The 25742-nt window shown below is 66.4% G+C and carries 24 protein-coding genes; 16 read left to right on the plus strand and 8 right to left on the minus strand.

Annotated elements, in window-relative coordinates:
- Nucleotides 1-31 precede the first annotated feature (31 nt).
- The 8 genes from glyQ to def are packed head-to-tail and all read left to right on the plus strand — an operon-like array spanning nt 32 to nt 7463.
- Complete coding sequence (gene glyQ / locus AC0Z35_RS18055; RefSeq protein ID WP_485132188.1) at nt 32-943, plus strand: glycine--tRNA ligase subunit alpha; 912 nt, start codon at nt 32-34, stop codon at nt 941-943.
- Nucleotides 944-3082: a glycine--tRNA ligase subunit beta gene (gene glyS / locus AC0Z35_RS18060; RefSeq protein ID WP_485132187.1), complete on the plus strand. Its 2139-nt coding sequence runs from the start codon at nt 944-946 to the stop codon at nt 3080-3082.
- On the plus strand, nt 3079-3618 hold the full coding sequence (gmhB, locus tag AC0Z35_RS18065; RefSeq protein WP_046806491.1) for a D-glycero-beta-D-manno-heptose 1,7-bisphosphate 7-phosphatase: 540 nt from the start codon (nt 3079-3081) through the stop codon (nt 3616-3618). The genes glyS and gmhB overlap by 4 nt, the downstream gene beginning before the upstream one ends.
- A gap of 4 nt (nt 3619-3622) precedes the next feature.
- Nucleotides 3623-4351 carry a lysophospholipid acyltransferase family protein gene (locus tag AC0Z35_RS18070; RefSeq protein WP_046806492.1) on the plus strand — a complete coding sequence of 243 codons (729 nt, stop codon included), beginning with the start codon at nt 3623-3625 and terminating at the stop codon, nt 4349-4351.
- Complete coding sequence (locus AC0Z35_RS18075; RefSeq protein WP_319305469.1) at nt 4338-5348, plus strand: M48 family metallopeptidase; 1011 nt, start codon at nt 4338-4340, stop codon at nt 5346-5348. Before AC0Z35_RS18070 ends, AC0Z35_RS18075 begins: the two co-directional genes overlap by 14 nt.
- Before the next feature lie 20 nt (nt 5349-5368).
- On the plus strand, nt 5369-6511 hold the full coding sequence (locus AC0Z35_RS18080; protein ID WP_485132186.1) for a 2-aminoethylphosphonate--pyruvate transaminase: 1143 nt from the start codon (nt 5369-5371) through the stop codon (nt 6509-6511).
- Nucleotides 6512-6522: 11 nt separating this feature from the next.
- On the plus strand, nt 6523-6918 hold the full coding sequence (gloA, locus tag AC0Z35_RS18085) for a lactoylglutathione lyase (protein WP_046806494.1): 396 nt from the start codon (nt 6523-6525) through the stop codon (nt 6916-6918).
- Nucleotides 6919-6929: 11 nt separating this feature from the next.
- A complete protein-coding gene (gene def / locus AC0Z35_RS18090; protein ID WP_485132185.1) occupies nt 6930-7463 on the plus strand; it encodes a peptide deformylase in 534 nt (177 codons plus the stop codon).
- On the opposite strand, the gene AC0Z35_RS18095 is transcribed toward def, so the two are convergent.
- Complete coding sequence (locus AC0Z35_RS18095; RefSeq protein ID WP_046806496.1) at nt 7460-9769, minus strand: acyl-CoA dehydrogenase; 2310 nt, start codon at nt 9767-9769, stop codon at nt 7460-7462. The two genes, def and AC0Z35_RS18095, sit on opposite strands and share 4 nt — an antisense overlap.
- Nucleotides 9770-9917: 148 nt before the next feature.
- On the opposite strand from AC0Z35_RS18095, the gene AC0Z35_RS18100 reads away from it, so the two are divergent.
- Entirely contained in the window at nt 9918-11147 is a 1230-nt protein-coding gene (locus tag AC0Z35_RS18100; protein ID WP_485132184.1) for a nucleoside recognition domain-containing protein, read from the plus strand.
- Nucleotides 11148-11199: 52 nt separating this feature from the next.
- Here AC0Z35_RS18100 and pyk read toward each other — a convergent pair whose 3' ends face one another.
- Complete coding sequence (gene pyk / locus AC0Z35_RS18105; RefSeq protein ID WP_046806498.1) at nt 11200-12642, minus strand: pyruvate kinase; 1443 nt, start codon at nt 12640-12642, stop codon at nt 11200-11202.
- A gap of 141 nt (nt 12643-12783) precedes the next feature.
- Between pyk and AC0Z35_RS18110 the strand changes: the two genes are divergently transcribed.
- Nucleotides 12784-13926 (plus strand): glycerate kinase, encoded by a 1143-nt coding sequence (locus AC0Z35_RS18110; protein WP_485132183.1) that lies wholly within the window; start codon nt 12784-12786, stop codon nt 13924-13926.
- Between the two features lie 87 nt (nt 13927-14013).
- On the opposite strand, the gene rsmA is transcribed toward AC0Z35_RS18110, so the two are convergent.
- From rsmA to AC0Z35_RS18125, 3 genes are read right to left on the minus strand one after another with little or no spacing between them, the layout of a single operon-like run.
- Nucleotides 14014-14799, minus strand: coding sequence for a 16S rRNA (adenine(1518)-N(6)/adenine(1519)-N(6))-dimethyltransferase RsmA (rsmA, locus tag AC0Z35_RS18115; protein WP_046806500.1), 786 nt, complete (start codon nt 14797-14799; stop codon nt 14014-14016).
- Nucleotides 14800-14817: 18 nt separating this feature from the next.
- Complete coding sequence (locus AC0Z35_RS18120; RefSeq protein WP_120153903.1) at nt 14818-16404, minus strand: peptidylprolyl isomerase; 1587 nt, start codon at nt 16402-16404, stop codon at nt 14818-14820.
- Nucleotides 16401-18791 (minus strand): LPS-assembly protein LptD, encoded by a 2391-nt coding sequence (locus AC0Z35_RS18125; protein WP_485132182.1) that lies wholly within the window; start codon nt 18789-18791, stop codon nt 16401-16403. The genes AC0Z35_RS18120 and AC0Z35_RS18125 overlap by 4 nt, the downstream gene beginning before the upstream one ends.
- Nucleotides 18792-18959: 168 nt before the next feature.
- Between AC0Z35_RS18125 and AC0Z35_RS18130 the strand changes: the two genes are divergently transcribed.
- From AC0Z35_RS18130 to AC0Z35_RS18155, 6 genes are all read left to right on the plus strand, one after another.
- On the plus strand, nt 18960-20000 hold the full coding sequence (locus tag AC0Z35_RS18130) for an aminoglycoside phosphotransferase family protein (protein WP_485132181.1): 1041 nt from the start codon (nt 18960-18962) through the stop codon (nt 19998-20000).
- On the plus strand, nt 20000-20686 hold the full coding sequence (gene murU / locus AC0Z35_RS18135; RefSeq protein ID WP_485132180.1) for an N-acetylmuramate alpha-1-phosphate uridylyltransferase MurU: 687 nt from the start codon (nt 20000-20002) through the stop codon (nt 20684-20686). The genes AC0Z35_RS18130 and murU overlap by 1 nt, the downstream gene beginning before the upstream one ends.
- Before the next feature lie 148 nt (nt 20687-20834).
- Entirely contained in the window at nt 20835-21533 is a 699-nt protein-coding gene (locus AC0Z35_RS18140; protein WP_046806505.1) for a DUF6776 family protein, read from the plus strand.
- 145 nt (nt 21534-21678) lie between these two features.
- Entirely contained in the window at nt 21679-23340 is a 1662-nt protein-coding gene (locus AC0Z35_RS18145; protein WP_485132179.1) for an FAD-dependent monooxygenase, read from the plus strand.
- Nucleotides 23337-23573: a hypothetical protein gene (locus tag AC0Z35_RS18150; protein ID WP_485132178.1), complete on the plus strand. Its 237-nt coding sequence runs from the start codon at nt 23337-23339 to the stop codon at nt 23571-23573. Before AC0Z35_RS18145 ends, AC0Z35_RS18150 begins: the two co-directional genes overlap by 4 nt.
- Nucleotides 23570-24034, plus strand: a complete 465-nt coding sequence (locus AC0Z35_RS18155; protein ID WP_485132177.1) for a MarR family winged helix-turn-helix transcriptional regulator — start codon at nt 23570-23572, stop codon at nt 24032-24034. The genes AC0Z35_RS18150 and AC0Z35_RS18155 overlap by 4 nt, the downstream gene beginning before the upstream one ends.
- Here the strand turns inward: AC0Z35_RS18155 and AC0Z35_RS18160 are convergent.
- The 3 genes from AC0Z35_RS18160 to AC0Z35_RS18170 all read right to left on the minus strand — a co-directional run bounded on the left by AC0Z35_RS18160 (nt 24031) and on the right by AC0Z35_RS18170 (nt 25732).
- The gene (locus AC0Z35_RS18160; protein ID WP_046807633.1) at nt 24031-24357 is read right to left on the minus strand and encodes a 4a-hydroxytetrahydrobiopterin dehydratase; all 327 of its coding nucleotides are present in this window, start codon (nt 24355-24357) and stop codon (nt 24031-24033) included. The genes AC0Z35_RS18155 and AC0Z35_RS18160 overlap by 4 nt on opposite strands.
- A 10-nt stretch (nt 24358-24367) precedes the next feature.
- Nucleotides 24368-25015: a YiaD family glycine zipper/OmpA-like lipoprotein gene (locus AC0Z35_RS18165; RefSeq protein ID WP_046807634.1), complete on the minus strand. Its 648-nt coding sequence runs from the start codon at nt 25013-25015 to the stop codon at nt 24368-24370.
- Nucleotides 25016-25123: 108 nt separating this feature from the next.
- On the minus strand, nt 25124-25732 hold the full coding sequence (locus tag AC0Z35_RS18170; protein ID WP_319305495.1) for a hypothetical protein: 609 nt from the start codon (nt 25730-25732) through the stop codon (nt 25124-25126).
- Between the last annotated feature and the right edge of the window lie 10 nt (nt 25733-25742).

Consider the following 25742-nt stretch of genomic DNA (forward strand, 5'->3'; position numbering starts at 1 on the left):
CCTTGCCCGGCGGTCGAATTCCAAGAATCCTATGCTCACCTTTCAGCAAATCATCCTTACGCTCCAGGAATACTGGGACAAGCAGGGTTGCGCCCTGCTGCAACCCTACGACATGGAAGTCGGCGCCGGTACCTCGCACACGGCCACGTTCCTGCGCGCGATCGGCCCGGAGCCGTGGCGCGCCGCCTACGTACAGCCCTCGCGCCGCCCCAAGGATGGCCGCTACGGCGAAAACCCCAATCGTCTCCAGCACTATTACCAATACCAGGTGGTGCTCAAGCCCGCGCCGCCCGACATCCTGGACCTGTACATCGGTTCGCTGAAGGCGCTGGGCATCGACCCCACCCAACACGACATCCGCTTTGTGGAAGACGACTGGGAAAACCCCACGCTGGGCGCCTGGGGCCTGGGCTGGGAGGTCTGGCTGAACGGCATGGAAGTGACGCAATTCACGTACTTCCAGCAGGTGGGCGGGCTGGATTGCACCCCCACCACCGGCGAAATCACCTACGGCCTGGAACGCTTGGCCATGTACCTGCAAGAGGTGCAAAGCGTCTACGACCTGGTCTGGACCGAAGGCGCCAACGGCAACCGCGTGCTGTACCGCGACGTGTTCCACCAGAACGAGGTCGAGCAGTCGACCTACAACTTCGAGCACTCGTCGGCCGACATGCTGTTTGCGCACTTCAACGACTACGAAGCCGAGGCCAAGCGCCTGATGGAAGTGCCCCTGGCGCTGCCGGCCTACGAGGCCGCGCTGAAAGCCGCGCACACCTTCAACATGCTGGACGCGCGCGGCGCGATCAGCGTGACCGAGCGCGCCGCCTACATCGGCCGCATCCGCAACCTGTCGCGCGCCGTCGCGCAGGCTTATTTCGATTCCCGCGAACGACTGGGCTTTCCCATGCTGCGCCGCAACCAGGCCGCCGGGGAGGCTGCATAAATGACGACGAACATCCGCCCCCTGCTGGTCGAACTGCTGACCGAAGAACTGCCGCCCAAGGCCCTGCAAAAGCTGGGCCAGGCCTTTGCCGAAGGCGTGCGCGCCACGCTGGAACGCCACGGCCTGTTGGCCGACGGCTGCGCCGTGACCGCGTATTCCACGCCGCGCCGCCTGGCCGTGCATCTGTCCGCCGTGCTGGAGCAGGCGCCCGACCAGCCCTATGCCGAAAAGCTGATGCCCGCCAAGATCGGCCTGACCGAAGACGGCAAGGCCACGCCCGCACTGCAAAAGAAGCTGGCCGCCAAGGGCCTGGAAAACATAGACCTGTCCACGCTGGACCGCGAATCCGACGGCAAGCAGGACTACCTGGTTGCCCGCGGCACCGCCACCGGTTCGTCGCTGGCTGCCGGTTTGCAGGAAGGCATCGACACGGCGTTGAACAGCCTGCCGATTCCCAAGGTGATGCGCTATCAGCTGGCCGACGGCGTCACCACCGTCAAGTTCGTGCGCCCGGCGCATGGCCTGGTCGCCCTGTTCGGCGCCGACGTGGTGCCCGTGTCCACGCTGGGCATGCAGGCCGGCCGCGACACGCTGGGCCACCGCTTCATGTCCGCCGGCCCGGTCTCGTTTGCCGATGCCGATTCCTACGCCGCCACGCTGGCGGAAAAAGGCCGCGTCGTGGCGTCCTTCGAAGGCCGCCGCGATGAGATCCAGCGTCAGTTGCTGGACCACGCCGGCCGCCTGTCGGCCACGCTGGGCGATGACCCGGAAGTGGCCGCGCTGCTGGACGAAGTGACGGCGCTGGTCGAACACCCCACCGTGTACGTGGGCCAGTTTGAAGAGCAGTTCCTGCAAGTGCCGCAGGAATGCCTGATCCTGACCATGCGGCTGAACCAGAAGTATTTCCCGCTATTCGACCCGGCCACCGGCCGCCTGACGCACCGCTTCCTGATCGTGAGCAACATGCACACGGACAACCCGGTGAATATCGTCGAAGGCAACCAGCGCGTGGTGCGTCCGCGCCTGGCGGATGCGCAGTTCTTCTTCGAAACCGATCGCAAGACGCCGCTGGCTTCGCGCGTGGAGCAGCTGGGTTCCATCGTTTATCACAACAAGCTGGGCACCCAGCTTGAACGCGTCGAACGCGTGCGCGCCATCGCGCGTGGCGTGGCCGAGCAACTGGGCGGCGACGTTGCCGCCGCCGACCGCGCCGCCATGCTGGCCAAGGCCGACCTGGGTTCGAACATGGTGGGCGAATTCCCCGAGCTGCAAGGCATCATGGGCGCTTACTACGCAGCCGGCGATGGTGAGCCGGACAGCGTCGTGCAAGCGCTGCGCACGCAATACCGCAACCGCTACGACGCCCCCGTCACGCCAGACACGCTGACCGCCGCCACGCTGTTCATCGCCGAGCGCGTGGAAACGATGGTCGGCATCTGGGCCATCGGCCTGGCGCCCACGGGCGAGCGCGACCCCTTCGGCCTGCGCCGCGCGGCGCTGGGCCTAATCAGCGCGTTTGAACAACTGGCGGCCGGCGGCTGGCTGAAGGTCAGCCAGGACGGCCCGCTGTCGCTCGACGGCCTGTTGACCCTGGCCGCCGGCACCTTCCCCGCCGGGAAGATTCCGGCCGACACGCTGGCCGAAGTGCGCACCTTCATCTACGAGCGCTATCGCAACCAGCTCATCAACGACTTCGACCGCAACGCGGTGGAAGCCGTGATTGCGCTGACGCCGCCGCTGCATCAGGTGGCCGAACGCGTGCGCGCCGCCGCCGCATTCGCGCAACTGCCCGAAGCCGCCAGCCTGGCCGCCGCCAACAAGCGTATCGGCAACCTGCTGAAAAAGGCCGAGGGCGAGATCGGTTCGGTGAACGACGCCGCGCTGGTGGAACCGGCTGAAAAGGCCTTGGCCGCCACGGTCGCCACGCTGCGCCCGCAAGCCGAAGCCCAGTTGGCCGCCGGCGACTTTGCCGGCAGCCTGTCCACGCTGGCGCAAGCCCGCGAACCGGTGGACGCCTTCTTTGCCGACGTCATGGTCATGGCCGAAGACCCGGCCGTGCGCGCCAACCGGCTGGCGTTGTTGAGCCAGCTGCATGGCCTGATGAACCAGGTGGCCGACATTTCCAGGCTGGCACAGTGAAACTGATCATCCTAGACCGCGACGGCGTCATCAATCAGGACAGCGATGCGTTCGTCAAGAATCCCGACGAATGGATCGCCCTGCCCGGCAGCCTGCAAGCCATTGCGCGGCTGACGCAGGCCGACTGGAAAGTGGTGGTGGCCAGCAACCAGTCGGGCCTGGCGCGCGGCCTGTTCGACATGGACACGCTGACCGCCATCCACACCAAGATGCGGCGCGAACTGGCCGCCGTGGGCGGCACGATCGACGCCGTGTTCCTGTGCCCGCACGGGCCGGATGACAACTGCACCTGCCGCAAGCCGCGCCCGGGCCTGTTCGAACAGATCGGCCATCGCTACGACATCAGCCTGGCCGGCGTGCCGGCGGTGGGCGATTCGCTGCGCGATCTGCAAGCGTCGGCGGCCGTGGGCTGCGCGCCGTGGTTGGTGCACACCGGCAACGGCAAGAAGACGCTGGCCAAGGGCGGCCTGCCCGAGAACACCCGGGTCTGCGAAGACCTGTCGGCCGTGGTCGACATTCTGCTTCAGGACAATTGATTCAATGGCCCGGCTACGTTCGCTGCTGTATTTCCTGTTCCTGGCCATCACGGTCATTCCCTACGCGTTCCTGTGCATCCTGTGGGCGCCGCTGCCGCTGCATTGGCGCTACAAGCTGACGGTGGGCTGGCCGCGCCTGGCCATCTGGGGCGCCAAGGTGTTCTGCGGTATCCGCTGGCAGGTCAAGGGCTGGGAAAACCTGCCCGACGGCCCGGCGGTGATCCTGTCCAAGCACCAGTCGGCCTGGGAAACGCTGTTCTTTCCCGCGCACATGCCGCGCGAAGTGTGCTTCGTCTACAAGAAAGAACTGCACATGGTGCCGTTCTTCGGTTGGGGCCTGGCGCTGCTGCGCATGATTGCCATTGACCGCTCGAAGGGCCGCGACGCCTTCGACCAGGTGGTCAAGCAGGGCCAGACGCGCATGGACGAAGGCCGCTGGCCGCTGCTGTTTCCCGAGGGCACGCGCGTGCCGCCGGGCAAGACGGCGCGCTTCAAGATGGGCGGAGCGCTGCTGGCCTCGCGCACCGGCGCGGTGGTTATTCCGGTGGCGCACAACGCCGGCGAGTGCTGGCGGCGCAACGCTTTCGTCAAATATCCGGGGCTGGTCACCCTGTCGATCGGTCCCGCGATAGAATCCAAAGGACTCTCCCCCGACGAACTGAACCAGAAGGTTCAGGAATGGATCGAAGGGGAAATGCGGCGTCTGAATCCTGAAAGGTATGCCCAGCACTGATCAGCTCGAACTCTTGTTCGACATGCAAGAACACGACGCGCCCCACGGCGCGTCGCCGCTGATCGCCACGCCGAAGCCGCGGCCGCAGCCCAGGCTTGAACCGCAGCCTCAGCCCCAGCCCCAGCCTGTCACACCGGTGAACTTGTTCCCCGACGCCTCTCAAGGCGATGCCGGCAAGGGCGAGCCGCTGCTGACGCTGTCGCCCAATGCCGCCTCGCGCGTGCCCACGCCCTGCCCCGACCCGCTGCCGCCCGGCGCGCGCTGGCGCGAAATTCCCACCGACCAACAACCCATCGGCTTCGTGCTGCTGCGTTCGCGCCGGCGCAGCATTGGCTTTGTCATCACCGACGACGGCCTGCGGGTCACCGCGCCCAGCTGGGTCACGCTGACGCAGATTGACGACGCGGTCCGCGAGAAAGCGCGCTGGATCGTCACCAAGCTGCGCGAATGGCACGCTCGCAAGCAGCAGCTGGCCATGGCGCACACGCGCTGGCAGGCGGGCGGCGAACTGCCTTACCTGGGCAAGCGCATCCTGATCGGCGTAGGCGGCGACAGCCGCCAGTCGCGCCTGTCGGGCGATGCCGACGCGCCCGAGGACGGCGACACGCTGTGGCTGGCGCTGCCGTCCACGGCCGACCAAAGCCGCATCCGCGACGCCGCGCAAGCCTGGCTACAGCAGCGCGCGGGCGCCTGGTTCGGCGCGCGGCTGGCGCACTTCCTGCAAATCAGCGGCTTGAAGATCCGCCGCTGGCGACTGTCGTCCGCCGCCACGCGCTGGGGCTCCTGCACCAGCGACGGCAACATCATGCTGAACTGGCGCCTGATCCATTTCGCGCCCGGCATCATCGACTACGTCATCGCGCACGAGCTTGCGCATCTGCGCGAGATGAACCACAGTCAGGACTTCTGGCGCGAAGTCGGCCAGATCCTTCCCGACTTCGAAGACGCCAAGAACGTCCTGCGGCGCCACGACCCCGCTTCGCTGCCTCAGTTCTGAGGCGCACTGGAGACAAGACAATGTTGCTGCTGATTCCTGGCCCGGTCACGACCGACGCGCGGGTGAAGGCCGCCATGGCGCAAGACTACGCGCCGTGGGACAACGATTTCCGCGCAGCCTACCGACAGGTCTGCGACGGCGTCTTGCAGGTGGCCCAGGGCTTGGCCGACGAGCACGTGGCGCTGGCGCTGCCCGGCTGCGGCCACTTTGCGGTGGAAGCCGCCGTGCGCACCTTCGTGCCGCCCGGCGGCCGCCTGCTGGCGCCGTCCACTGGCGCGTACGCGGCCCGCCTGCAAAAGTTGGCCAGCGACGCCGGACGCATCGCCGTGCCGCTGGCGGTGGGCGCCACCGAACGCCTGGACCCGGCCGCCGTGGCCGCCGCGCTGGAACAAGACCCCACGCTGACGCACCTGGCGCTGGTCTATAGCGAAACGGGCAGCGGCATCTGCCACGACGTGCCGGCGTTGGCGCGCATTGCCCACGCGCTGGGCCGCCGCGTCATCGTCGACGCGGTATCCGCCTTCGGCGCGTTGCCGCTGGATGTCTCCTCCCTGCCCGCCGTGGATGCCGTGGTGCTGACGGCCAATAAATGCCTGGAAGGGCTGCCCGGCGCCGCGTTCGTCGTGGCCCGCCGCGACCGCCTGGAGGCCGCGCGCGGCAACGCGGGCAGCTGGTCGCTGGACCTGGCCGACATCTATCAACACACGCTGGCGCCCAATGCCGGCCCGCGCTTCACGCCGCCCGCACCCACGCTGGCGGCGCTGGCCGTGGCGCTGGACCTGTACCGCCAGGAAGGCCGCGAGGCGCGGCTGGCGCGTTACACGGCCAACATGCGCACGCTTTATGATGGCGTCAGCGAACTGGGCCTGACGCCCTACCTATCGCGCGATCTGCAAGGCCCCATCGTCGTCAACGTGCATGCGCCGGATTCCCCGAACTGGCATCTGCAATTGTTCGTGGACGCCCTGAAGGCGCGCGGCTACGTGCTCAGTAATTTCTTCAACACCGAACAACCCACGTTCCGGGTCGGCTGCATCGGCGCCTTTGGCGCGGACCAGATGCGGCAGGCGGTCGCCGCCATGGGCGGCGCACTGCGCGACATCGGCATTACGCGGCAACACTCGGGCAACCCCGGGTTCCTGCCACAACCCCTCATCGCCTAAGGAAGATCTCCATGCGTATGCTCCACACCATGCTGCGAGTCGGCAACCTTGATAAATCCATCGATTTCTACACCAACGTGCTCGGCATGCGCGTGCTGCGCCGCAACGACTACCCGGAAGGCAAGTTCACGCTGGCCTTCGTGGGTTATCAAGACGAATCCGAAGGCGCGGTCATCGAACTGACCCACAACTGGGACACCGAAAAGTACGACCTGGGCAACGGCTACGGCCACATCGCGCTGGAAGTGGACAACGCCTACGAAGCCTGTGACAAGGTCAAGGAACGCGGCGGCAAGGTCACCCGCGAAGCCGGCCCGATGAAGCACGGCAAGACCGTGATCGCCTTTGTGGAAGACCCGGACGGCTACAAGATCGAGTTCATCCAGAAGAAAGGCCGTCAGGACTGACGCGTACCGCCATGATCCACCCCATCCTGAAAATGGGCGACCCGCGCCTGCTGCGCGTGGCCCCACCCGTCGATACATTCGACACGCCCGAGCTGCACGCCCTGATCGACGACATGTTTGAAACCATGGCGGCCGCGCAAGGCGTGGGGCTGGCGGCGCCGCAGATCGGCGTGGACCTGCAATTGGTGATCTTCGGCTTTGACCGCAACGACCGCTATCCCGACGCGCCCCCCGTGCCGCAGACCATCTTGTGCAACCCGGTCATCACGCCGCTGTCGGACGAGATGGAAGACGGCTGGGAAGGCTGCCTGTCGGTGCCCGGCCTGCGCGGGCTGGTGCCGCGCTATCGCCACATCCGCTACAGCGGCCGCGACCCGTATGGCCAGTTGATCGAGCGCGAAGCCGAAGACTTTCATGCCCGCGTGGTGCAGCACGAATGCGACCACCTGATCGGCCGCCTGTACCCATCGCGCATTCAGGATTTCACGAAGTTCGGCTTCACTGAAATCCTGTTTCCGGGCATGGATCCGAACGCCGACGACTAAGCGTCGGGTTCCGGGGCCTGTTCGGAAGCGGACGTCGAATCAGGGCTTGCCGCCTGGGGCGACAGCTCTTGCGGCGCAAAATCATCCACCTGCAAGACCTTGGACACCATCGCGTCCGCCGCCTCCAGCTGCGCGGCCTGGGCGTCCGTGATGGCGCCCAGCTGATGCGCCTGGCGCCAATTGCGCACGTTCGACTGGCGCAGGCGGTCGCGGATGGGCTGCACCGCTTCAACCAGCGCGAAGGCGCGGGTCAGATCCGCCAAGGGGTCGCTGCCCGCGCGGCCGCCCCCCAGCAGTACGCCAGCCCCCGCGCCGCTGCCCGGCTCGCGATGCAGATCGGCCGCCAGCCGGTCATGCGTAGGTGATGGCTTCAACAGCAGGTCTGCGCAGGCGCGCGTCAGGGCGTCGTTCGGCCCGCGTGCCAGGCGCCACGGCAGGATGGCGGCGCGCAGGCCCCACGCCAGCACGCGGCCCGGCAGGTTGCGCAGCACGTCGTCCAGGCTTTTCTCGATGCTGGCGTAGCCTTGTTCCATGCACCAATGCACCAGCGGCAGATCGTCGTGCTTGCGGCCTTCGTCTTCCCAACGCTTGAGCACCGCCGACAGCAGGTAAAGCTGCGACAACACATCGCCCAGCCGCGCCGAGATCATTTCGCGCCGCTTCAGCCCGCCACCCAATTGCGCCAACGTAGCGTCGGCCAACAGCGCAAAACCGGACGCATAGCGTCCCAGCCGCCGGTAGTGCCCGGCCGTAGGGCCGGACACCGGCGACGGCGCCAGCAAGGCGCCCGACCAGGCGCGCCCGATCGCACGCAGCGTGTTCTTGCCGGCGTGCCGCAGATGGCGCCAGAATACGTCATGGAACACCTCGATACCGCGTTCTTCGTCGGGGTTGGCCAGCGCCAGCATTTCCGGCATCAGATAGGGATGCGCGCGGATGGCGCCCTGCCCGAAGATGATGAGGTTGCGCGTCAGGATGTTGGCGCCTTCGACCGTGATGGCGATGGGCACCGCGCGGTACAGCGCGCCCAGGTAGTTGCTGGGGCCGTCGATGACCGCGCGGCCCGCGTGCACGTCCATCGCGGCGTTGACCGAATCGCGCATGCGCTCGGTGGCGTGGTATTTCATGATGCCGGACACAACGGCCGGCTTTACATCCTGGTTCAGCGCGGCGCAGGTCAGGCGGCGCGCCGCCTCGACCAGATAGGCGTTGCCCGCCAGCCGGGCCAACTGTTCCTGCACGCCTTCGAACTTGCCGATGGGGATGCCGAACTGCTCACGCACCCGCGCGTACATGCCGGTGGTGTGCGCGCACATGACGGCGGCAGCGGCCGACAGCGACGGCAGCGAAATGCCGCGCCCGGCGGCCAAGGCGCTCATCAGCATCTTCCAGCCCTGGCCGGCGCGGGCCTCGCCGCCGATCAGCGCATCCAGCGGCACGAACACATCGCGCCCTTTGTTCGGGCCGTTCTGAAACACCTGCATGGCCGGCAGATGGCGTCGGCCGATTTCCACGCCCGGCGCCTCGGTGGGCACCAGCGCCACCGAAATGCCGATGTCTGCCGGGCCGCCCAGAATGCCGTCGGGGTCTGACATCTTGAACGCCAGCCCCAGCACCGTGGCCACCGGCCCCAGCGTGATGTAGCGCTTGTGCCAGTTGAGCCGGATACCGATCAGTTCGCGGCCATCGACCACCTGGCGGCAGACGACGCCCGTGTCCACCATGGACGCGGCATCCGAGCCCGCCTCGGGGCTGGTCAGCCCGAAGCACGGCACCTCGCGGCCATCGGCCAGGCGCGGCAACCAGTAATCACGCTGCGCGGGCGTGCCGAACTGCATCAGCAGTTCGCCGGGGCCCAGTGAATTGGGCACCATGACGGTCACGCCCGCCGTGATGGAATAGGCCGATATGCGGCGCACCACTTCGGAATGCGCGTACGGGGAAAAGCCCAGCCCGCCATAGCGGCGCGGAATGATCATGCCGAAAAAGCGCTGCGATTTCAGAAAGCTCCAGACTTGCGGTGGCAGGTCGCGCCGGTTCCAGGTGATGTCCCATTCGTCCAGCATCGTGCACAGCTGCGCCACGGGGCCATCGATAAAGGCCTGCTCTTCGGGGGTGAGGGTGGCGGCGGGCACGTCCAGCAGCTTGCGCCAGTTGGGGTTGCCGGTGAACAGGTCGGCGTCCCACCAGGTGTCTCCGGCCTCGATGGCCTCGCGCTCGGTGGCCGACATGGGGGGCAAGGCGTTGCGCGCCCAGCGGTACGCGGGTTCCGAGATGCGGCGACGGCGCCAGGCATTGAAATCCATGAGTGTCCCTCACTGTTATGGCCCTAGGGCGGTTCGGCCCAAAGTACCAGAATTGGCGCCGCGCGGCCAAGCTGGCCAGGGCTGACTCTGCGACAATGAGCGTCCCCGCGCTGGTGCGCAATCAACCGCTGTCCGGGCATCGTCACGCATGCTGAACAAACTCTGGCTGGGCTTCTTCCTGACCGCCGCCGCCGCCGCGCTGTACCGCTGGCTGGCCATTGGAGACCCCGACGTCTTTCGCCTGATGGTGGCCAGCCTGTTCGACATGGCGCGCGTGTCGGTCGAAGTGATGGTGCTGCTGTTCGGCACGCTGACCTTGTGGCTGGGCTTCCTGCGTATCGCCGAAGCCGCCGGGCTGGTGGAAAAGCTGGCGCGCCTGCTGGGGCCGCTGTTCGCACGCCTGATGCCCGGCGTGCCGCGCAATCACCCCGCCATCGGTCTGATCACGCTGAACTTCGCGGCCAACGGTCTGGGGCTGGACAACGCCGCCACCCCCATCGGCCTGCGCGCCATGCGCGAACTGCAATCCCTGAACCCCACGCCTGAAACCGCCAGCAACGCGCAGATCCTGTTCCTGGTGCTGAACGCGTCATCGCTGACGCTGCTGCCCGTCACGCTGTTCATGTTCCGCGCGCAGCAGGGCGCGGCTGACCCCACGCTGGTATTCCTGCCCATCCTGCTGGCAACCAGCGCGTCGACGTTGGCGGGCTTTCTTGCCGTGGCCGTGTGCCAGCGCCTGCGGCTGACCGACCCGGTAGTGATGCTGTGGCTGGGCGGCGCGGCCTTGCTCATGGGCGGCTTCATGGCGCTGCTGGCCGGCATGTCGGCCACGGCCATCGCGTCGTTATCGTCCGTGATGGGCAACCTGGCGCTGTTCGGCATCCTGCTGGCGTTCTTGGTCGTGGGCGCCTGGAAAAAGGTGCCGGTCTACGAGACGTTCATCGAGGGCGCCAAGGAAGGCTTCGACATTGCCAAGAGCCTGCTGCCGTATCTGGTGGCCATGCTGTGCGCGGTGGGGGTGCTGCGCGCATCGGGCGCGCTGGATTTTCTGCTGGACGGCATCCGCTGGCTGGCGCTGCAAGCCGGGTGGGACACGCGCTTTGTCGACGCACTGCCAACCGCGCTGGTCAAGCCGTTTTCCGGCAGCGCGGCGCGCGCGATGATGCTGGAAACCATGACGCATTTCGGCGTGGACAGCTTCCCCGCCCTGCTGTCGGCCGTGATGCAGGGCAGCACCGAAACCACCTTCTACGTGCTGGCGGTGTACTTCGGGTCGGTGGGGATATTGCGCGCGCGCCACGCGGTGGGCTGCGCGCTGATCGCCGATGCGGCCGGCGTGATGGCCGCCATCGGCGTGTGCTACTGGTTCTTTGGCTGAAAGCCGGCCAGGCGGGCGTAGCGGGGCCGGGTCGCGGCCCCGCACGCCCGGGTCAATCCACCAGCAGGATCTTCATGCCGTTGGTGCCGCCGCTGTCGCGGTAGAAATCGCCCTTGGTCAGGATGACCCAGTCGCCCGTCTTGACCAGGTTGCGCTTGCGCAGTTCGTCGATGGCGGCCTCGCTGAGTTCGGCCGGTTCGTAGTCCGACGGCGCGAACGGAATGGTGTAGACGCCCCGGAACATCGCCACGCGGTTCTGCGTCAGGCTGTGCGGGCTGTAGCAGTAGATCGGCACGCCCGAACGAATGCGCGACATGATCAGCGGCGTGTGCCCGCTTTCGGTCAAGGCGATGATGGCCTTGACGCCCGGAAAGTGGTTGGCCGCGTACATGGCCGCCAGCGCAATGGTTTCATCGCAGCGCGTGAAGGTCTCGCCCATGCGGTGATGCGACACGGTGGACGTCGGGTGCTTTTCCGCGCCCAGGCAAACGCGCGCCATGGCTTGCACGGTTTCAACGGGATACTGGCCCGACGCGCTTTCCGCCGACAGCATCACGGCGTCGGTGTAGTCCAGCACCGCGTTGGCCACGTCCGACACTTCGGCGCGGGTGGGCATGGGGCTGGAGATCATGGATTCCATCATCTGCGTCGCGGTGATGACCACCTTATTCAGCGTGCGCGCGTGCTGGATGATGCGCTTCTGGATGCCGACGAGTTCGGCGTCGCCCACTTCCACGCCAAGGTCGCCGCGCGCCACCATCACGCCATCGCTGGCGCGAATCAGCGAGTCCAGCGCTTCGTCGTCGGCCACGGCTTCGGCGCGTTCGATCTTGGCGATGATCCATGCCTGGCTGCCGGCCTCGGCCAACAGGGCGCGGGCCTCGTCGATGTCGCTGCCATAGCGCGGGAACGACACGGCCACGTAATCCAGTTCCATTTCGGCCGCCAGCTTGATGTCGACGCGGTCCTTGTCGGTGAGGCTGGGCGCGGACAAGCCGCCGCCACGGCGGTTGATGCCCTTGTTGTTCGACAGCGGGCCGCCCACCGTAACGGTGGTGTGGACTTCATCGCCTTCGACGCGGTCCACCACCAGCACGACACGGCCATCGTCCAGCAGCAGTTCGTCGCCCACGCGGCAATCCGTGACCAGTTCCGGGTAATCGATGCCGACGATGCTGGCCGTGCCCGCATCCTTGGGATGCACGCGCGACAGCGTGAATGGCTGGCCGACGTGCAGTTGCACCAGCTTGTCGGTGAAGCGCGCGATACGGATCTTGGGGCCTTGCAGGTCGCCCATGATGGCGACGAAACGGCCCTGCTTGGCGGCAATGTCGCGCACCAGGCGCGCGCGGTCGCGGTGGTCGTCCGCGCTGCCGTGCGAGAAGTTCAAACGGGCCACGTCAAGGCCCGCACGGATCAGCGCTTCAATGCGTTCGGGCGTCGAAGTCGAAGGGCCCAAGGTGGCAACAATTTTGGTGCGGCGCAATACAGGCATGACGGTCCACTCTCGCAAAAACAACGAAAGCGCTATGGTACGCCGCCTGCGTCGGCGCGGGTATCATGGCCCTTGCTCCAGCAGTTATTCCAGCAGTTACTCCAGCCCTGACTCCCACCGATTACGAGGCGACCCCAACCCGTGAAAATCGTCATTGCTCCCGACTCCTTCAAGGAAAGCGTGTCCGCCCCCGACGCGGCGGCGGCCATTGCGCGCGGCGTGAAAGCCGCCTGCCCCGGCGCCCACACGATATGCGTGCCCATGGCCGACGGCGGCGAAGGCACGGTCGAAGCCGTGCTGGCCGCCACCGGCGGCAAGGAACAGCAGCTGACGGTGAACGACGCGCTGGGCTACAAGGTCGATGCCGTGTGGGGCCTGCTGGAAGACGGCACGGCCGTGATCGAAATGGCGGCGGCGGCGGGGCTGGAACTGATCTCGCCATCCAGGCGCGACCCGATGCGCGCCAGCAGCCACGGTGTGGGCGAGCTGATGCTGGCGGCCGTGAACGCGGGCGCCACGCGCATCATCCTGGGCTTGGGCGGGTCCGCCACCAACGACGCGGGCGCCGGCATGCTGACGGCGCTGGGCGTGCGCCTGCTGGACGCGGGCGGCAACAGCCTGCCGCCCGGTGGCGGCGCGCTGGGCAAGTTGGCCGCCATCGACACGCGCGGACTGGATCCGCGCCTGGCCAGGATCCACATCGATATCGCGTCAGACGTCGACAATCCGCTGTGCGGCCCGCATGGCGCATCGCACGTGTTCGGGCCGCAAAAAGGCGCCACGCCGGAACAGGTGTTGGCGCTGGACCAGATGCTGTCCAATTTTGCCGATGTGTGCGCGCGCCACCTGGGCGTGGATCATCGCAACGAACCCGGCGCGGGCGCGGCGGGTGGTCTGGGCTTTGCGGCCAAGGCGTTCTTGCAGGCGCACTTTCGCCCGGGCGTGGAAATTGTGGCCGAGCTTGGCGGCCTGGCCGACGCCATCGAAGGCGCCACGCTGGTGTTCACCGGCGAAGGCCGCATGGACGCGCAAACGCTGCGCGGCAAGACCCCGGCGGGCGTGGCCAAGATCGCGCAGCAGGCCGGCGTGCCGGTGGTGGCGCTGGCGGGGTCGTTGGGCGAGGGCTACGAAGCGCTGCACGCCGGCGGCATCAGCGCCGCGTTCAGCTTGGCGCCGGGCCCCATCACGTTGCAACAAGCACTGGCCGATGCGGAAAAGCTGCTTGCCGAGCGTGCGCGCGACGTCATGCAGCTATGGATGGCCGCGCAAAAACGCATGTTGTGACGCGCGTGGCGCGGATAGCGTGACACGCGCCACGCTTGCATTGCGTGACACGCGCCACGCCCGCTTGAAGCGCTCCGCGCTTTGCGCTTATTGAAGCAGGCCCGCTGCCACCAGCGCATCCGACAGGCGGATATACCGGTCCACCGAAATGTCCTCGGCGCGCGCGGTCGGCGCAATGTCCAGCGCTTCCCAGGGCACTTGCGGCGCCCAGTCGGCCAACACGCGACGCAGCATCTTGCGGCGCTGCGAAAAGGCGCGCGCCACCACGGTTTCAAAGGCACGCACGCTGACCGGTTGCAGGCGGTCGGCCGGCAGCGGCACCATGCGCACAATGGCCGACACCACCTTGGGCGGCGGATCGAACGCTTCGGGCGGCACATCGAACAGCTTGTGCATGCGATAGCGCGACTGCAACATCACGGACAAGCGGCTGAAATCGCCGGAGCCCGCTTGCGCCACCATGCGGTCGATGACTTCGCGCTGCAACATGAAATGCTGGTCGCGGATGTGGTCGGCCCACGTCATCAGATGGAACAGCAGCGGGCTGGAAATGTTGTAGGGCAGATTGCCCACCACGCGCAGCGCGCTGCCGAATTGCGAGAAATCCACCGTCAACGCGTCGGCTTCGACCACGGTCAGGCGCGACGCATCAAACTGCTTGCGCAGGCGCGCGGCCAGGTCGCGGTCGATTTCCACGGCGGTGAGATGGTCCAGACGCTCTAGCAGCGGCCGGGTCAAGGCAGATAACCCTGGGCCGATTTCGACCACGGCATCGTCACGGGCGGGGCCAACCGCCCGGACGATGGACTCGACGACGCTTTCGTCGGTCAGGAAGTTCTGGCCGAAGCGCTTGCGCGCCTGGTGTTGAGACATGAAAAGCCCGTAATGCGTTTAGCGGTTGTTCTGCTGGATCTTTTGCTGCTTTTCAAGCCGGTTGTCGACGTAAGCCTGAGCACGCAATTGCTCCAGCCAGTCTTCAAAAGCAGGCTGGGCGCGACGCTCGAACAGAATCTGGCGCGCCTTCATGCGGGCCAGGTCGTCGGTGGCGTCGTGTTCGCGGCGTTCTTCGACTTCAATCAGGTGCCAGCCAAAGGGCGACTGGATCGGGGGGCTGATTTCGCCCGGCTTCAGCGCGTTCATGGCGGCTTCGAACGGCGGCACGGTTTCACCCGGGTTCAGCCATCCCAGTTCGCCGCCCTGCGGCGCGGTGGCGTCCTGCGAATACTGGCGCGCCATGTCTTCAAACTTGGCGCCGCCCGACACCAGGCGCTGGCGCACCTGTTCCAGGCGCTGGCGCGCGGTTTCGTCGCTCATGACGGTAGACGTCTTGATCAGGATGTGGCGCGCGCGGGTCTGCATGACCTTGGTCGGGCCTTGCTGCGCGGGCGCTTGCGGCCGCGCGGCGGGCTGCGGTGCCGGCGTGGGGGCCGGCGTGCGCGCGGTGCGGCCAGGCGCCGGCTGGGCCGTGCCGCGGTCCATCACCTTGATGATGTGGAAGCCGTTGCCGCTTTGGATCAGGTTGCTGACCTGGCCCTTTTGCAGATTGCCGATGGCCTTGACGAACAGGTCGGGCCAGCCGTCCAGCGGACGCACGCCCATCACGCCGCCTTGCAAGGCTTCGGGGCCATCCGACGATGCTGCCGCCAAGCTGGCGAAGTCGTCGCCGCGCTTGGCGCGCGCCAGGATGTCTTCGGCCTTCTTGCGCAGCACCGCCAGCTGTTCGGGGGTGGAGCCTTCCGGCACGCGCACCAGAATCTGGGCCAGCGCGTACAGCATCGGGCCCGAGGGCGCGGCGGCCTGCTCGGGCGCGGGCTCGGGCTGCGCCTGCGGTTGTGGCTGCTGCTGCGCTTGCGGCGCGGCGCCAAACGCCGGGTTGCGGCGCTGGTCCTTCAGGAACGCGTCGACCTCGGTGTCGGAAATGACGATGGTGGAATCCACCGCGCGCTGGCGCAGGCGATCGGTGCGGATCTCGTCACGCAGCGACTTGCGGTAGGTATCCCAATTGGTGCCTGACTTTTCGATTTCGCCGCGCAGTTGCGCCACGCTGATCTTGTTGCGCGCCGCGATGGTCTGGATGGCCTGGTCCACCTGGGCATCGTCCACGCGAATGCCAAGCCGGTCGGCTTCGTGGCGTTGCACGCGTTCCATGATCAGGCGCTGCAACACTTGATGTTGCAAGGTCTGGTCGTCGGGCACCTGGATGCCGCGCGATTTCAGTTCGGTCGAAATGCGGATGGACGCGTCGCGCAGTTCGCGCAACGTGATCACGTCCTTGTCGACCACGGCCGCGATGCCGTCCACGAACTGCTCGCCCTTGGGCGCCGGCGTGGTTTTCTGAGCGGCGGGCGCGGCCTTGGCGCCATTGTTCGCGGCCCGGCCTGTTGGCTCGGCCGCGTGCGCGGCGGGAAGGCCGGCGCATAAGGCCAACAACAGCGCACTGCCGGACAGGCGGCGCAAAGAGTGCAACCTACGCATCATTCATACCTTTCAAATGTGGTCCCAGCCGGCACGGGCGGTGTAATGCTGGTGTAGCCGGGGATACTTCTGTTCAGCAGGTTCATCGGGTCGGTTCCCAGGGAACCCAGACCGGTCAGCTCAAGCTGGAAGAACACAGCGGAGTTCGCGTCCGTTGCCGATACAGCATAGCGCTGGTAGACCACGCGGCCCACCCAGCAGCAATCGCCCTTGTACTCGACGCCGGCGATGGCCTGCGTGACACGGGGAGATTCCGTCGTGTTGGCCACCGTGCTGGACGGCCCGGAGCGCAAGGAATAATCCACGCGACCCACGCCGTACCAACGCTTGTTGAACGGCCATTGCAACGCCAGGCTGACCTGGTTCTGGCCTTGGGGCTGATACTGAACGCCCGGTTGCGGATCGCGCTGATAACGATACGACAGCGCCACCGTGGTCAGGCGCTGCGGCGACCAGCGTGCGCTGACCAAGCCGCGCGACCACTGGTTCTGGTAAGGATTGTACTGAGCGGCCACGTCGGTGCTCAGGGTGTCGGTCAGTGCCGCGCTGGCGCCCACCAGGAAGTCGGACCGCACGTTTTCACGCGGCGTTTCGCCCGGCAGCGTGACCTTTTGATCTTCAAAATACAGGCGCTGCGCCACGGCCAGCGACATGCGCTCGAAGCCCGTATTGGCGTCCAGCCAGCGCGTGGTCAAGGCGGCCGTCAGCTGGTTGGCGTTCGAGATACGGTCCCAGCCGCCGGTGTAGATGTTTTCTTCGAAGGCCTGCGAGAAGCTGAAGTCGGCCAGCGACGTGTCGTAGACCGGCATCTTGGACTGGTCGCGGTACGGCACGCGCAGGTAGTACAGGCGCGGTTCGAGCGTTTGCGTGGACGCCTTGCCGAACAGCGACGTGTCGCGTTCGAAGATCAGGCCGGCGTCCAGCGACATGATCGGCACGGTGCGCGATTGCGAACGCGGCAGGCCGTCGGCCGAACCGCCGTTCAGGCCCAGCGCATCCGCGCCATACCATTTGGTCTGGTACTGGGTGTAGTTCACGCCCGCCTTGGGGATGATGAACCAGCCCGGGCGCACGATGGGGTACGACACCGTCGGGTACGACTGCAAGCGGTCACCATCAGGGTAGCGAACGGTCGAGCCGAAATCGGGACGGCGGAAACGCACGGCGGTAGACGTCCAGTCAACGTCGAAACCGCCCCAGTCATAGCGCGCACCGCGCAGGTACAACTCGGGTTCCTTGTCGTACGGCGGCACCAGCGGCGCGTCCGGATCCTGCAGCGTCTGGTACTTGTAGACCTGTGCGTACGTGCTCCAGTAGTTGGAGGCCCAGCCCACGCGGCCGCGCTGCGGCAGGTAGGTGGTCGACGCCTGGTTCAGGCCCAGCTGCGAGATGTCGCGGAAGTAGTCGTCGTCAGAAACCTTGGCGATGTCCCAGTCGGCGTAGAAGCCGTGCGAGAACGTCTGCTGGTGGCGCCACCAGTACATCCAGCGGTCTTCGCTGGTGACGTTGTCGTTAGGCAGGTAGGTGCCGTCCAGGGTGCCCAGATAGGACGAGCCCAGGTAGCGGAATTCGCCGCCCAGCTGCATGCCGCGCTTGGAAAAGTAGCGCGGCTGGACCGTCATGTCGTAGTTGGGCGCCAGGTTCAGGTAGTACGGCAGCGAAATGTCGAAGCCGCCCTGGCTGGTGGTGCCATACGTCGGCATCAGGAAGCCCGACTTGCGTTCTTTCTTGACCGGGAAGGTCATGTAGGGCGACGCCAGGATCGGCACGTCCTTGAAATACAGCACGCCGTTGCGCGCCACGCCTTCGTTTTCGTCGAAATCGATGTCGACGGTGTTGGCCTTGATGTACCAGGACGGCGTTTCGCACGAGCAGCCGCTGTACGTGACCGTATGCAGCCGCATCTGCGACTTGCTGAAGATGTCGGCGTGTTCGGCAACGGCGAAGCCGCCGGTGGCGCCCATCCAGAAGTTGGGCTTTTCGACCTGGCCTGAATATTTGTCGACGTTGAACTTGGCGTTGGGGCCGGTCACCAAGGTGCCGTCGCGCATCATGCGCGCACTGCCCTGGACATCGACTTCGCCGGTGTCCTTGCGGTAGTTGATGCGGTCGCCCTTGATGACGCCATCGATGCGGCGCACTTGCGCGCTGCCGTTCAGGGTCAGGTCGGAATCGGGGTCGCCCTCGATGCTGTCGGCTTCCAGGTACGCGGGGATGCTTTCATCGGGCAGGCGGTGAATGCGCAGACCCGGCGACGTACGCAACACGGGGGCCGCGGAGGTCGCGGTTGCTGCGGACGCCGCGGGAGTCGAACCTTGGCTGCCTTGAGCCTGGACGGCTCCGGCGGCCACGCTGACAGCAGAGAGGATCAACCACCGAACCTTGCGCACGAGTGAAAACAGCCCTTTTTGACGATGGGAAAACCTGGCATTGGCGGCGGAGAACGGCCGATGCTGGTGTAAACGAGCCGGTATTATAGAGAAGCCGCGCCATACGCCCAGCCTTATGTGCGCCGAATGCAAATTTCAGCAATATTGCCCTTCTGACACGGATCTTCCTTGAAAAACGATCACGACCCCCGCCTGGTGCAGATCCGCAACTGGCTGGAAAGCCTGCCCCAAGCCTTGAACCTGGCCGTGGACACGCTGCGCCCGGCCTCCGCCGACGCCAGTTTTCGCCGTTATTTCCGTTTGGACGCCGGCGAGCGCACCCTGATTGTCATGGACGCGCCGCCGGCGCACGAAGACTGCCGCCCCTTCCTGCACGTGGGCCAACTGCTGGCCGAAGCCGGGCTGAACGTGCCTCAGGTGCTGGAACAGGACCTGGACCAGGGCCTGCTGCTGCTGTCCGACCTGGGTGAGCAAACCTACTATCAGCGCATCCAGGCCGGCATTTCCGATAGCGAACTGCAAACGCTGTACCGCGAGGCACTGGCCGCGCTGGTGCGCTTGCAACAGGCGTCCACCCGCGGCCTGGCCACGTACGACACCAACCGGCTGGCCGACGAGCTCAAGCTATTCCCCGAGTGGTACGTCAACAAGCACCACGGCGTCACGCTGGACGACAAGACCGCCAACGCCCTGGAAAAGATCTTCGCCCTGCTGTCGACCAGCAACGGCGGCCAGGCGCAGGTACTGGTGCATCGCGACTTTCATTCGCCCAACCTGATGGTGTGCGACCAGCCGCAGTACGGTCCCAACCCCGGCGTCATCGATTTCCAGGACGCGCTGGTGGGCCCCATCACCTATGACCTGGCCTCATTGGTTACCGACGCCCGCACCACCTGGGAAGAACCGCAGCAGCTGGACTGGGCCATCCGCTATTGGGAAATGGCGCGCGCGGCGGGCCTGCCCGTGGACGCCGACTTTGCCGAATTCCATCGCGCCTACGAATGGATGGGCCTGCAACGCAACCTGCGCATCATGGGCGTATTCGCCCGCCTGAACCACCGCGACGGCAAGGCGCATTACCTGGCCCACATGCCGCGCATGAACGGCTACGTCCGTCAGGTGGCCCAGCGCTACGGCGTTTTCACCCCCCTGCTGCGCCTGCTCGACCAACTGGACGACCGCCAGGTCAGCGTCGGATACACCTTTTGATGCAAGCCATGATTCTTGCCGCGGGCCGCGGCGAACGCATGCGCCCGCTGACCGATCGGCTGCCCAAGCCCCTGCTGGCGGTCGGCGGCAAGCCCCTGATCGCCTGGCATTTGGAACGGCTGGCGGCGGCGGGCATCCGCCAGATCGTCATCAACCATGCCTGGCTGGGCCACGAGATCGAACGCGCGCTGGGCGATGGCGGTGCTTTCGGCGTGCAGATTCGGTATTCAGCCGAAGGCACCGCGCTGGAAACCGCCGGCGGCATCGCCCAGGCGCTTGCCCTGCTGGGCGATGCGCCGTTCCTGGTTGTGAACGGCGACGTCTGGTGCGACTGGGACCCCGCGCAGGCGCCGTCCCTGGCGGCCAATGTGCCGGATGGTGGCGTGGGCTTGTTGATGGTCGACAACCCCGTGCAGCACCCGACCGGTGATTTCCGGCTATCGCCCGATGGCGTCCTGCATGCCGACGGCGAGCCGCGTTTGACCTACGCAGGCATCGGCGTCTACCATCCCTCGTTGTTCGCGGATGTCCAGCGCGGCACGGCGGCGCCCCTGGCGCCCCTGCTACGGCAGGCAATGGCCAAAAACCTGGCGCGCGGCGCACGCCACGACGGCCGCTGGGTCGATGTCGGCACCCCGCAACGGCTTGCCGATCTGGACGCGGAGCTCCTCGCAGCAGCACGCTGACGCTCACATATTTCACAATATCAAGGTGCGCAACCAGGCTTGTCCGCGCACCCAACCGCCCCGGCTAACGGGGTATTCTCTGACGCTTTGGCGCGCGCGGGCACCCGCGCGAACAAGCACATACACAGGAAGTTTTCTAGGAATGGGGATGTTTGGAAGATCGCAACGGGCTGTATTCAAGCCCTCCGTGTACCAACCCGGTCAACGCACGCGGCGCCTGCCGCGCTGGCTTGTCCTGCTGCTGGTGGGAATTGCCCTGGGTGCGGGCGGCGTGCTCTTCCTGCAAACGAACTACGGCCCGCAACGCCTGACCGTCGAGCAGTCCGAGTCCCTGCATAGCGAGCTGAGCGCGTCCAACCTGGAACGCCAGCGCCTGCAAACCCAGCTGGAAGAAGCCACCCAACAGCGCGACGCCAATAAGTCCGGCCACGAAAAGCTGACCACCGACCTGGCCGATGCCCGCGCCAAGATCGATACGCTGAACAAAGAACTGGTCCTGTTCCAGGACGCCATGCCGCCGGACCCGCGCGGCGGCAACCTGGGCATCCGCTCGGCCACGTTCAAGCGCGCTCCCGGCCAGCTTGACTACCAAGTTCTGGTGATGCGCGAAGAGCGCACCGGCGCGCCGTTCAAGGGCACGCTGACGTTCAGCATCGAAGGCAGCTATTCCAATGGCCGCGCCGCAACCGTCACCCCGGAAGGCCCCACGCTGAATGTCGACCGCTACGACTACGCGCTGGGCCAGCTGAAGCTGCCCGACGGCTTCAACGCCCGCGTGGTGGTGCTGCGCGTCATGGACGCCAACCAGAAACAGCAGGCGATGCGCATCTACAACGTGCGCAACTAAGCGTGCGCAACTAAGCGCGCCGCGCCCTTTTCGAAAAACCCGCCCGATTCGATCCGGCGGGTTTTTTTACGTCCCGCCAAAGTAGTTGCGCGCGCAACTTATGAAGAATATAGTTGCGCAAACAACCAAATATTCTGGAGACAAGATGCCGCTACCCGCGCATGTACCCGTGTTGATTGCCGGCGGAGGCCCGGTCGGCCTGACGCTGGCCGCCCTGCTGGCCGAGTACGGCATCGCCTCGCTCACGGTCGAGGCAGACGACGACTATTGCAGCGGCAGCCGCGCCATCTGCATATCCCGCCGCTCGCAGGAAATCCTGGGCTGGGTGGGCGCGGACAAGCCGCTGATGGAAACCGGCCTGGCCTGGACGGGCGGGCGCAGCTACTACCGCGACCGCGAAGTGCTGCACTTCCAGATGCCGCACGACCCCTTGCAGCGCTACGCGCCCATGGTCAACATCCAGCAATACTCGGTGGAGGAATACGCGCATCAGGCCATGCAGCGCCACCCCGATCTGGCCGCGTTGCAGTGGTCGGCCCGCGTGGCCGGCCTGCACGCCGACGCCGATGGCGTCACGGTCCAGATCGACACCGACGGCTCGCGCCAGACCGTGCGCGCCGACTGGTTGATTGCCTGCGACGGCGGCCGCAGCACCGTGCGCGAGGCCATGGGGCTGAAGCTGGAAGGCATGCAGTACGAAGGCCGCTACGTCATCGTCGACATCGAACAGGCATCGACCCGCCCCGTTGAACGCCTGGCCTGGTTCGACCCGCCGTCCAACCCCGGTTCGACCCTGCTGATGCACCGCCAGCCCGGCAACGTGTGGCGCGTGGACTACCAGATTCGCGACGACGAAGACCCCGACGAAGCCGTCAAACCGGAAAACGTCTTGCCGCGCGTGCAAAGCCATCTGGACATGATCGGCGAAACCGCGCCGTGGAAAGCCCTGTGGATTTCGGTCTACAACGCCAAGTGCCTGACGCTGGCGCAGTACCGCCACGGACGCGTATTGTTTGCCGGTGACGCCGGCCACCTGGTGCCCATCTTCGGTGTGCGTGGCCTGAACTCCGGCCTGGACGATGCCGGCAACCTGGCCTGGAAACTGGCCTGGGTCTTGAAGGGCCAGGCCCCGGACAGCCTGCTGGACAGCTACAGCATCGAACGCGTGCACGCCACGCGCCAGAACCTGGCTTATGGCGCCAAGAGCACGGAATTCATGGCGCCGCCGGACTTCGGCTTTCGCTTGATGCGCGAAGCCGCGTTGCGGCTGGCGTTGGTGGACGAGGCGGTGCGCCCGCTGATCAATCCCCGCCAGTCCGCGCCTATTTCGTACGACGCCTCGCCCTTGAACCTGCACGACGGCGCGCCGCAAGCCGGCCCCGCCGCCGCCCCCGGCCAACCCGTGCCCGATGCGCAGCTGCAAGACGGCCCCGCTGTCCGCTACCTGAGCCAGAGTTTCGGCCGGGGCTTCGTGCTGCTGGCGGTATCGCCCGACGCGTCGCTGGCCCGCGAATTGAATGCCCTGGCCACGGCCACGCAAAGCGCGCCGCACCCTTTGCAGATCGTGCAGGTGGGCGCCGGGGCGGGCTCGGGCTCGGGCTCGGGCTCGGGCTCTGGCTGTCTGGACGACGCGCATGGGCAGTTGCGCCAGCGCCATGGCGCCACCGACGGCCTGGTCACGCTGATCCGCCCGGACGGCTATGTGCTGGGCCGTTGGTCCACGCCTGACGCCCAGCAGCTACGCGCCGCGCTGGCGCCCTACTATCCTTCGATCGCCCAGTCCGCAACCCAGGAAGGCCAAGCATGAACAACGACGATCTAGACCAGGTGTACACCGGCATGGCGCAAGCGCTGACGCGCGTGGGCGAATCCCAGGCGCCGCTGTTTCTTTCGATATTGGGCTTGTCGCTGCTGTCCCGCCAGCCCCACGCGGACACGGCGCTGGCGCTGCTGGCGCAGGCCGAAAGCGCCTGCCTGGACCAGGCCGCTGTGGCAAACTATCCCGCCGCCACAACCACCACCACCGCCCGCCCGACGTGAAACCGCCTGCCCTGGAACGATTCCTGACGTATCGCCTGCACGTGCTCAACAAGATCACGGACCGGGACACGAATCGCGCCTACCTGGAAGACTGCGGCATTCCCCTGGGCGAAGCCCGCTGCCTGGCTGCCATCGGGCGCTACGCGCCGCTGTCCGTCAATGACCTGGCGCGCGCGGCCAACCTGAACAAAGGCCAGGCCAGCCGGTCGGCGCAGGCATTGGTGGAACGCGGTCTGGTGGAAAAAACGTTGTCGGCCTCGGATGGGCGCGGCGTGGTGCTGACGCCCACGGCCGAGGGCATGGCGCAATATCAACGCATCATTGATTTGATCGCGCGCCGTAACGACGAAATATTCGGCTGCCTGGATGCCGACGAACAGCGCGCGCTGGGCCAGATGCTCGATCGCCTGATCGAGCATCTGCAAGCGCGCGAAGACGCGGCAGCGGACAGCGACGGCTAGGCGTCCGACTTCGGCGCCGTGGCGCCCATCTGCGTAGCCGCCTCGTCCATGAACTGCGCCATGCGCACGTCCAGCTCGGTCACTCCGCCCGCGTCATGCGTGGTCAGCGTCACGTCCACCCGGTTATAGACGTTGGTCCATTCCGGGTGGTGGTTCAGCTTTTCCGCGAACATGGCCACGCGCGCCATGAACCCGAAAGCCGCGTTGAAGTTCGGAAAGCGGTAGCGCTTTTCAATGGCGTCGCGCGTGGCCGCGGCCTGCCAACCGGTCAGCGCGGCCACGGCGGTATCGGTGCCGATACGGGCGGGGGGAAGCATGCTCATGAGACGGACCTTATTGCTTGACGGCGTACAAGTAGATTTCCACGCGCCGATTCAGCGCGCGCCCTTCGGCGGTCGCATTGTCGCCGATCGGGTCGCTGGGGCCGCGCCCTTCCACCGCCATGCGCCCGGACGCCACGCCCTGTTTGGCCAGGTAGTCCGTCACGCTCTTGGCGCGGTTGATCGATAGCGTCTGGTTATGCGCCAGCGCGCCGGTGCTGTCGGTATGGCCGACCACCTTGGTGCGCAATTCGGGATGCTGGTTCAGCGAACGGGCCACGCTGTCCAGCACCGGCAGCAGGGCCGGCTTGAGCTGCGTCTTGTCCGTGTCGAACGACACGCCGCTGGGGATGTTGACCTTGAGGCTGCCATCGGGCATTTCGACCACGTCGATGCCCAACGAGGATGCGCCGGACTGCTGCACATCTTCCTTGACCACCTTCCAGTTGTAGCCGACCAGTCCGCCCGCCACGGCGCCAATGCCGGCGCCGATTGCCGCGCCCTTGCCGTGGCCGATCAACGCGCCGATGCCGGCGCCCACCGCCGCGCCCGCGCCCGTGCCGACCGCGGTATTGGTTTGCTGTTGCGTTGCACAGCCCGCCAGCAGCGCCCCTGCCGCCGCCACCACGGCCATCCGGTTGATCATTGTTCTTGAGTTCATGGCAACCTCCAACTATTGCATCGTTCTGCCGGGTGATTCCGGCTGAACCATGCTAGCAAGGGGATGCGGGGCGACAAGCAACATTTTGTACTGCCCCAGGCGGCGCTTTCAGCCGCGTCTGCCCAGCAGCATCGTCAGGCCGAACAGTGCGCCCAGCCCCCCAACGATTGCCAACGAGACCGACGGTTCGCGCAGGTTCATGGCCAGCGCTGCCGCCGCCACGCCCACCGCGGTGATGAACCCGCCCACCACGCGGCCACCGGCGGAACCATAGAAGTGCGTGCGTCGCGCGCGCTCGGCGCCGGCGGGCTGGCGCTGTTGCCAGGCGTTCAAGGCCTGCTCGAAGTCACGCAGCAACCGCTCGCGGCTGGGCAGGTCAACCGGGCTGACCAGCAGGGTGGGCAAGCCCGGGCGGATCAGTTTCAGATAATCGTCCGTGCCCCAGCTTTTCAGATCGGCAAACGCAATCGGCCCGCGCCGCGAAAACTCCAGGCCGTCGGGCGTGACCTTGACGGCATTGCGGGTGGGAAAGCCACGAAAGGCAATCAGCGGCGGCACCAGCAAACCCAGCACGGCCAGCACAATCGCCATGACCATCGGCCCCCGATTAAAGACGATCAGCATGAAGCTGCCGGCGGCCAGCGCAAAGCCTAAGGGCACCGACAGCTGGTGCCAGCGCGTATACACGGCGGCCTGGATGCCTTCATTGCTCTGCATGCTTGAACCC

The sequence above is a fragment of the Achromobacter sp. 1L-A-4-B-C2 genome, from assembly GCF_057291955.1.

Coding starts and splice junctions, on each gene's coding strand:
- glyQ (WP_485132188.1), top strand. CDS start 32: ATGCTCACCTTTCAGCAAATCATCCTTACGCTCCAGGAATACTGGGAC.
- glyS (WP_485132187.1), top strand. CDS start 944: ATGACGACGAACATCCGCCCCCTGCTGGTCGAACTGCTGACCGAAGAA.
- AC0Z35_RS18070 (WP_046806492.1), top strand. CDS start 3,623: ATGGCCCGGCTACGTTCGCTGCTGTATTTCCTGTTCCTGGCCATCACG.
- AC0Z35_RS18075 (WP_319305469.1), top strand. CDS start 4,338: ATGCCCAGCACTGATCAGCTCGAACTCTTGTTCGACATGCAAGAACAC.
- AC0Z35_RS18080 (WP_485132186.1), top strand. CDS start 5,369: ATGTTGCTGCTGATTCCTGGCCCGGTCACGACCGACGCGCGGGTGAAG.
- gloA (WP_046806494.1), top strand. CDS start 6,523: ATGCGTATGCTCCACACCATGCTGCGAGTCGGCAACCTTGATAAATCC.
- def (WP_485132185.1), top strand. CDS start 6,930: ATGATCCACCCCATCCTGAAAATGGGCGACCCGCGCCTGCTGCGCGTG.
- AC0Z35_RS18095 (WP_046806496.1), bottom strand. CDS start 9,769: ATGGATTTCAATGCCTGGCGCCGTCGCCGCATCTCGGAACCCGCGTAC.
- AC0Z35_RS18100 (WP_485132184.1), top strand. CDS start 9,918: ATGCTGAACAAACTCTGGCTGGGCTTCTTCCTGACCGCCGCCGCCGCC.
- pyk (WP_046806498.1), bottom strand. CDS start 12,642: ATGCCTGTATTGCGCCGCACCAAAATTGTTGCCACCTTGGGCCCTTCG.
- rsmA (WP_046806500.1), bottom strand. CDS start 14,799: ATGTCTCAACACCAGGCGCGCAAGCGCTTCGGCCAGAACTTCCTGACC.
- AC0Z35_RS18120 (WP_120153903.1), bottom strand. CDS start 16,404: ATGATGCGTAGGTTGCACTCTTTGCGCCGCCTGTCCGGCAGTGCGCTG.
- murU (WP_485132180.1), top strand. CDS start 20,000: ATGCAAGCCATGATTCTTGCCGCGGGCCGCGGCGAACGCATGCGCCCG.
- AC0Z35_RS18140 (WP_046806505.1), top strand. CDS start 20,835: ATGTTTGGAAGATCGCAACGGGCTGTATTCAAGCCCTCCGTGTACCAA.
- AC0Z35_RS18145 (WP_485132179.1), top strand. CDS start 21,679: ATGCCGCTACCCGCGCATGTACCCGTGTTGATTGCCGGCGGAGGCCCG.
- AC0Z35_RS18150 (WP_485132178.1), top strand. CDS start 23,337: ATGAACAACGACGATCTAGACCAGGTGTACACCGGCATGGCGCAAGCG.
- AC0Z35_RS18160 (WP_046807633.1), bottom strand. CDS start 24,357: ATGAGCATGCTTCCCCCCGCCCGTATCGGCACCGATACCGCCGTGGCC.
- AC0Z35_RS18165 (WP_046807634.1), bottom strand. CDS start 25,015: ATGAACTCAAGAACAATGATCAACCGGATGGCCGTGGTGGCGGCGGCA.
- AC0Z35_RS18170 (WP_319305495.1), bottom strand. CDS start 25,732: ATGCAGAGCAATGAAGGCATCCAGGCCGCCGTGTATACGCGCTGGCAC.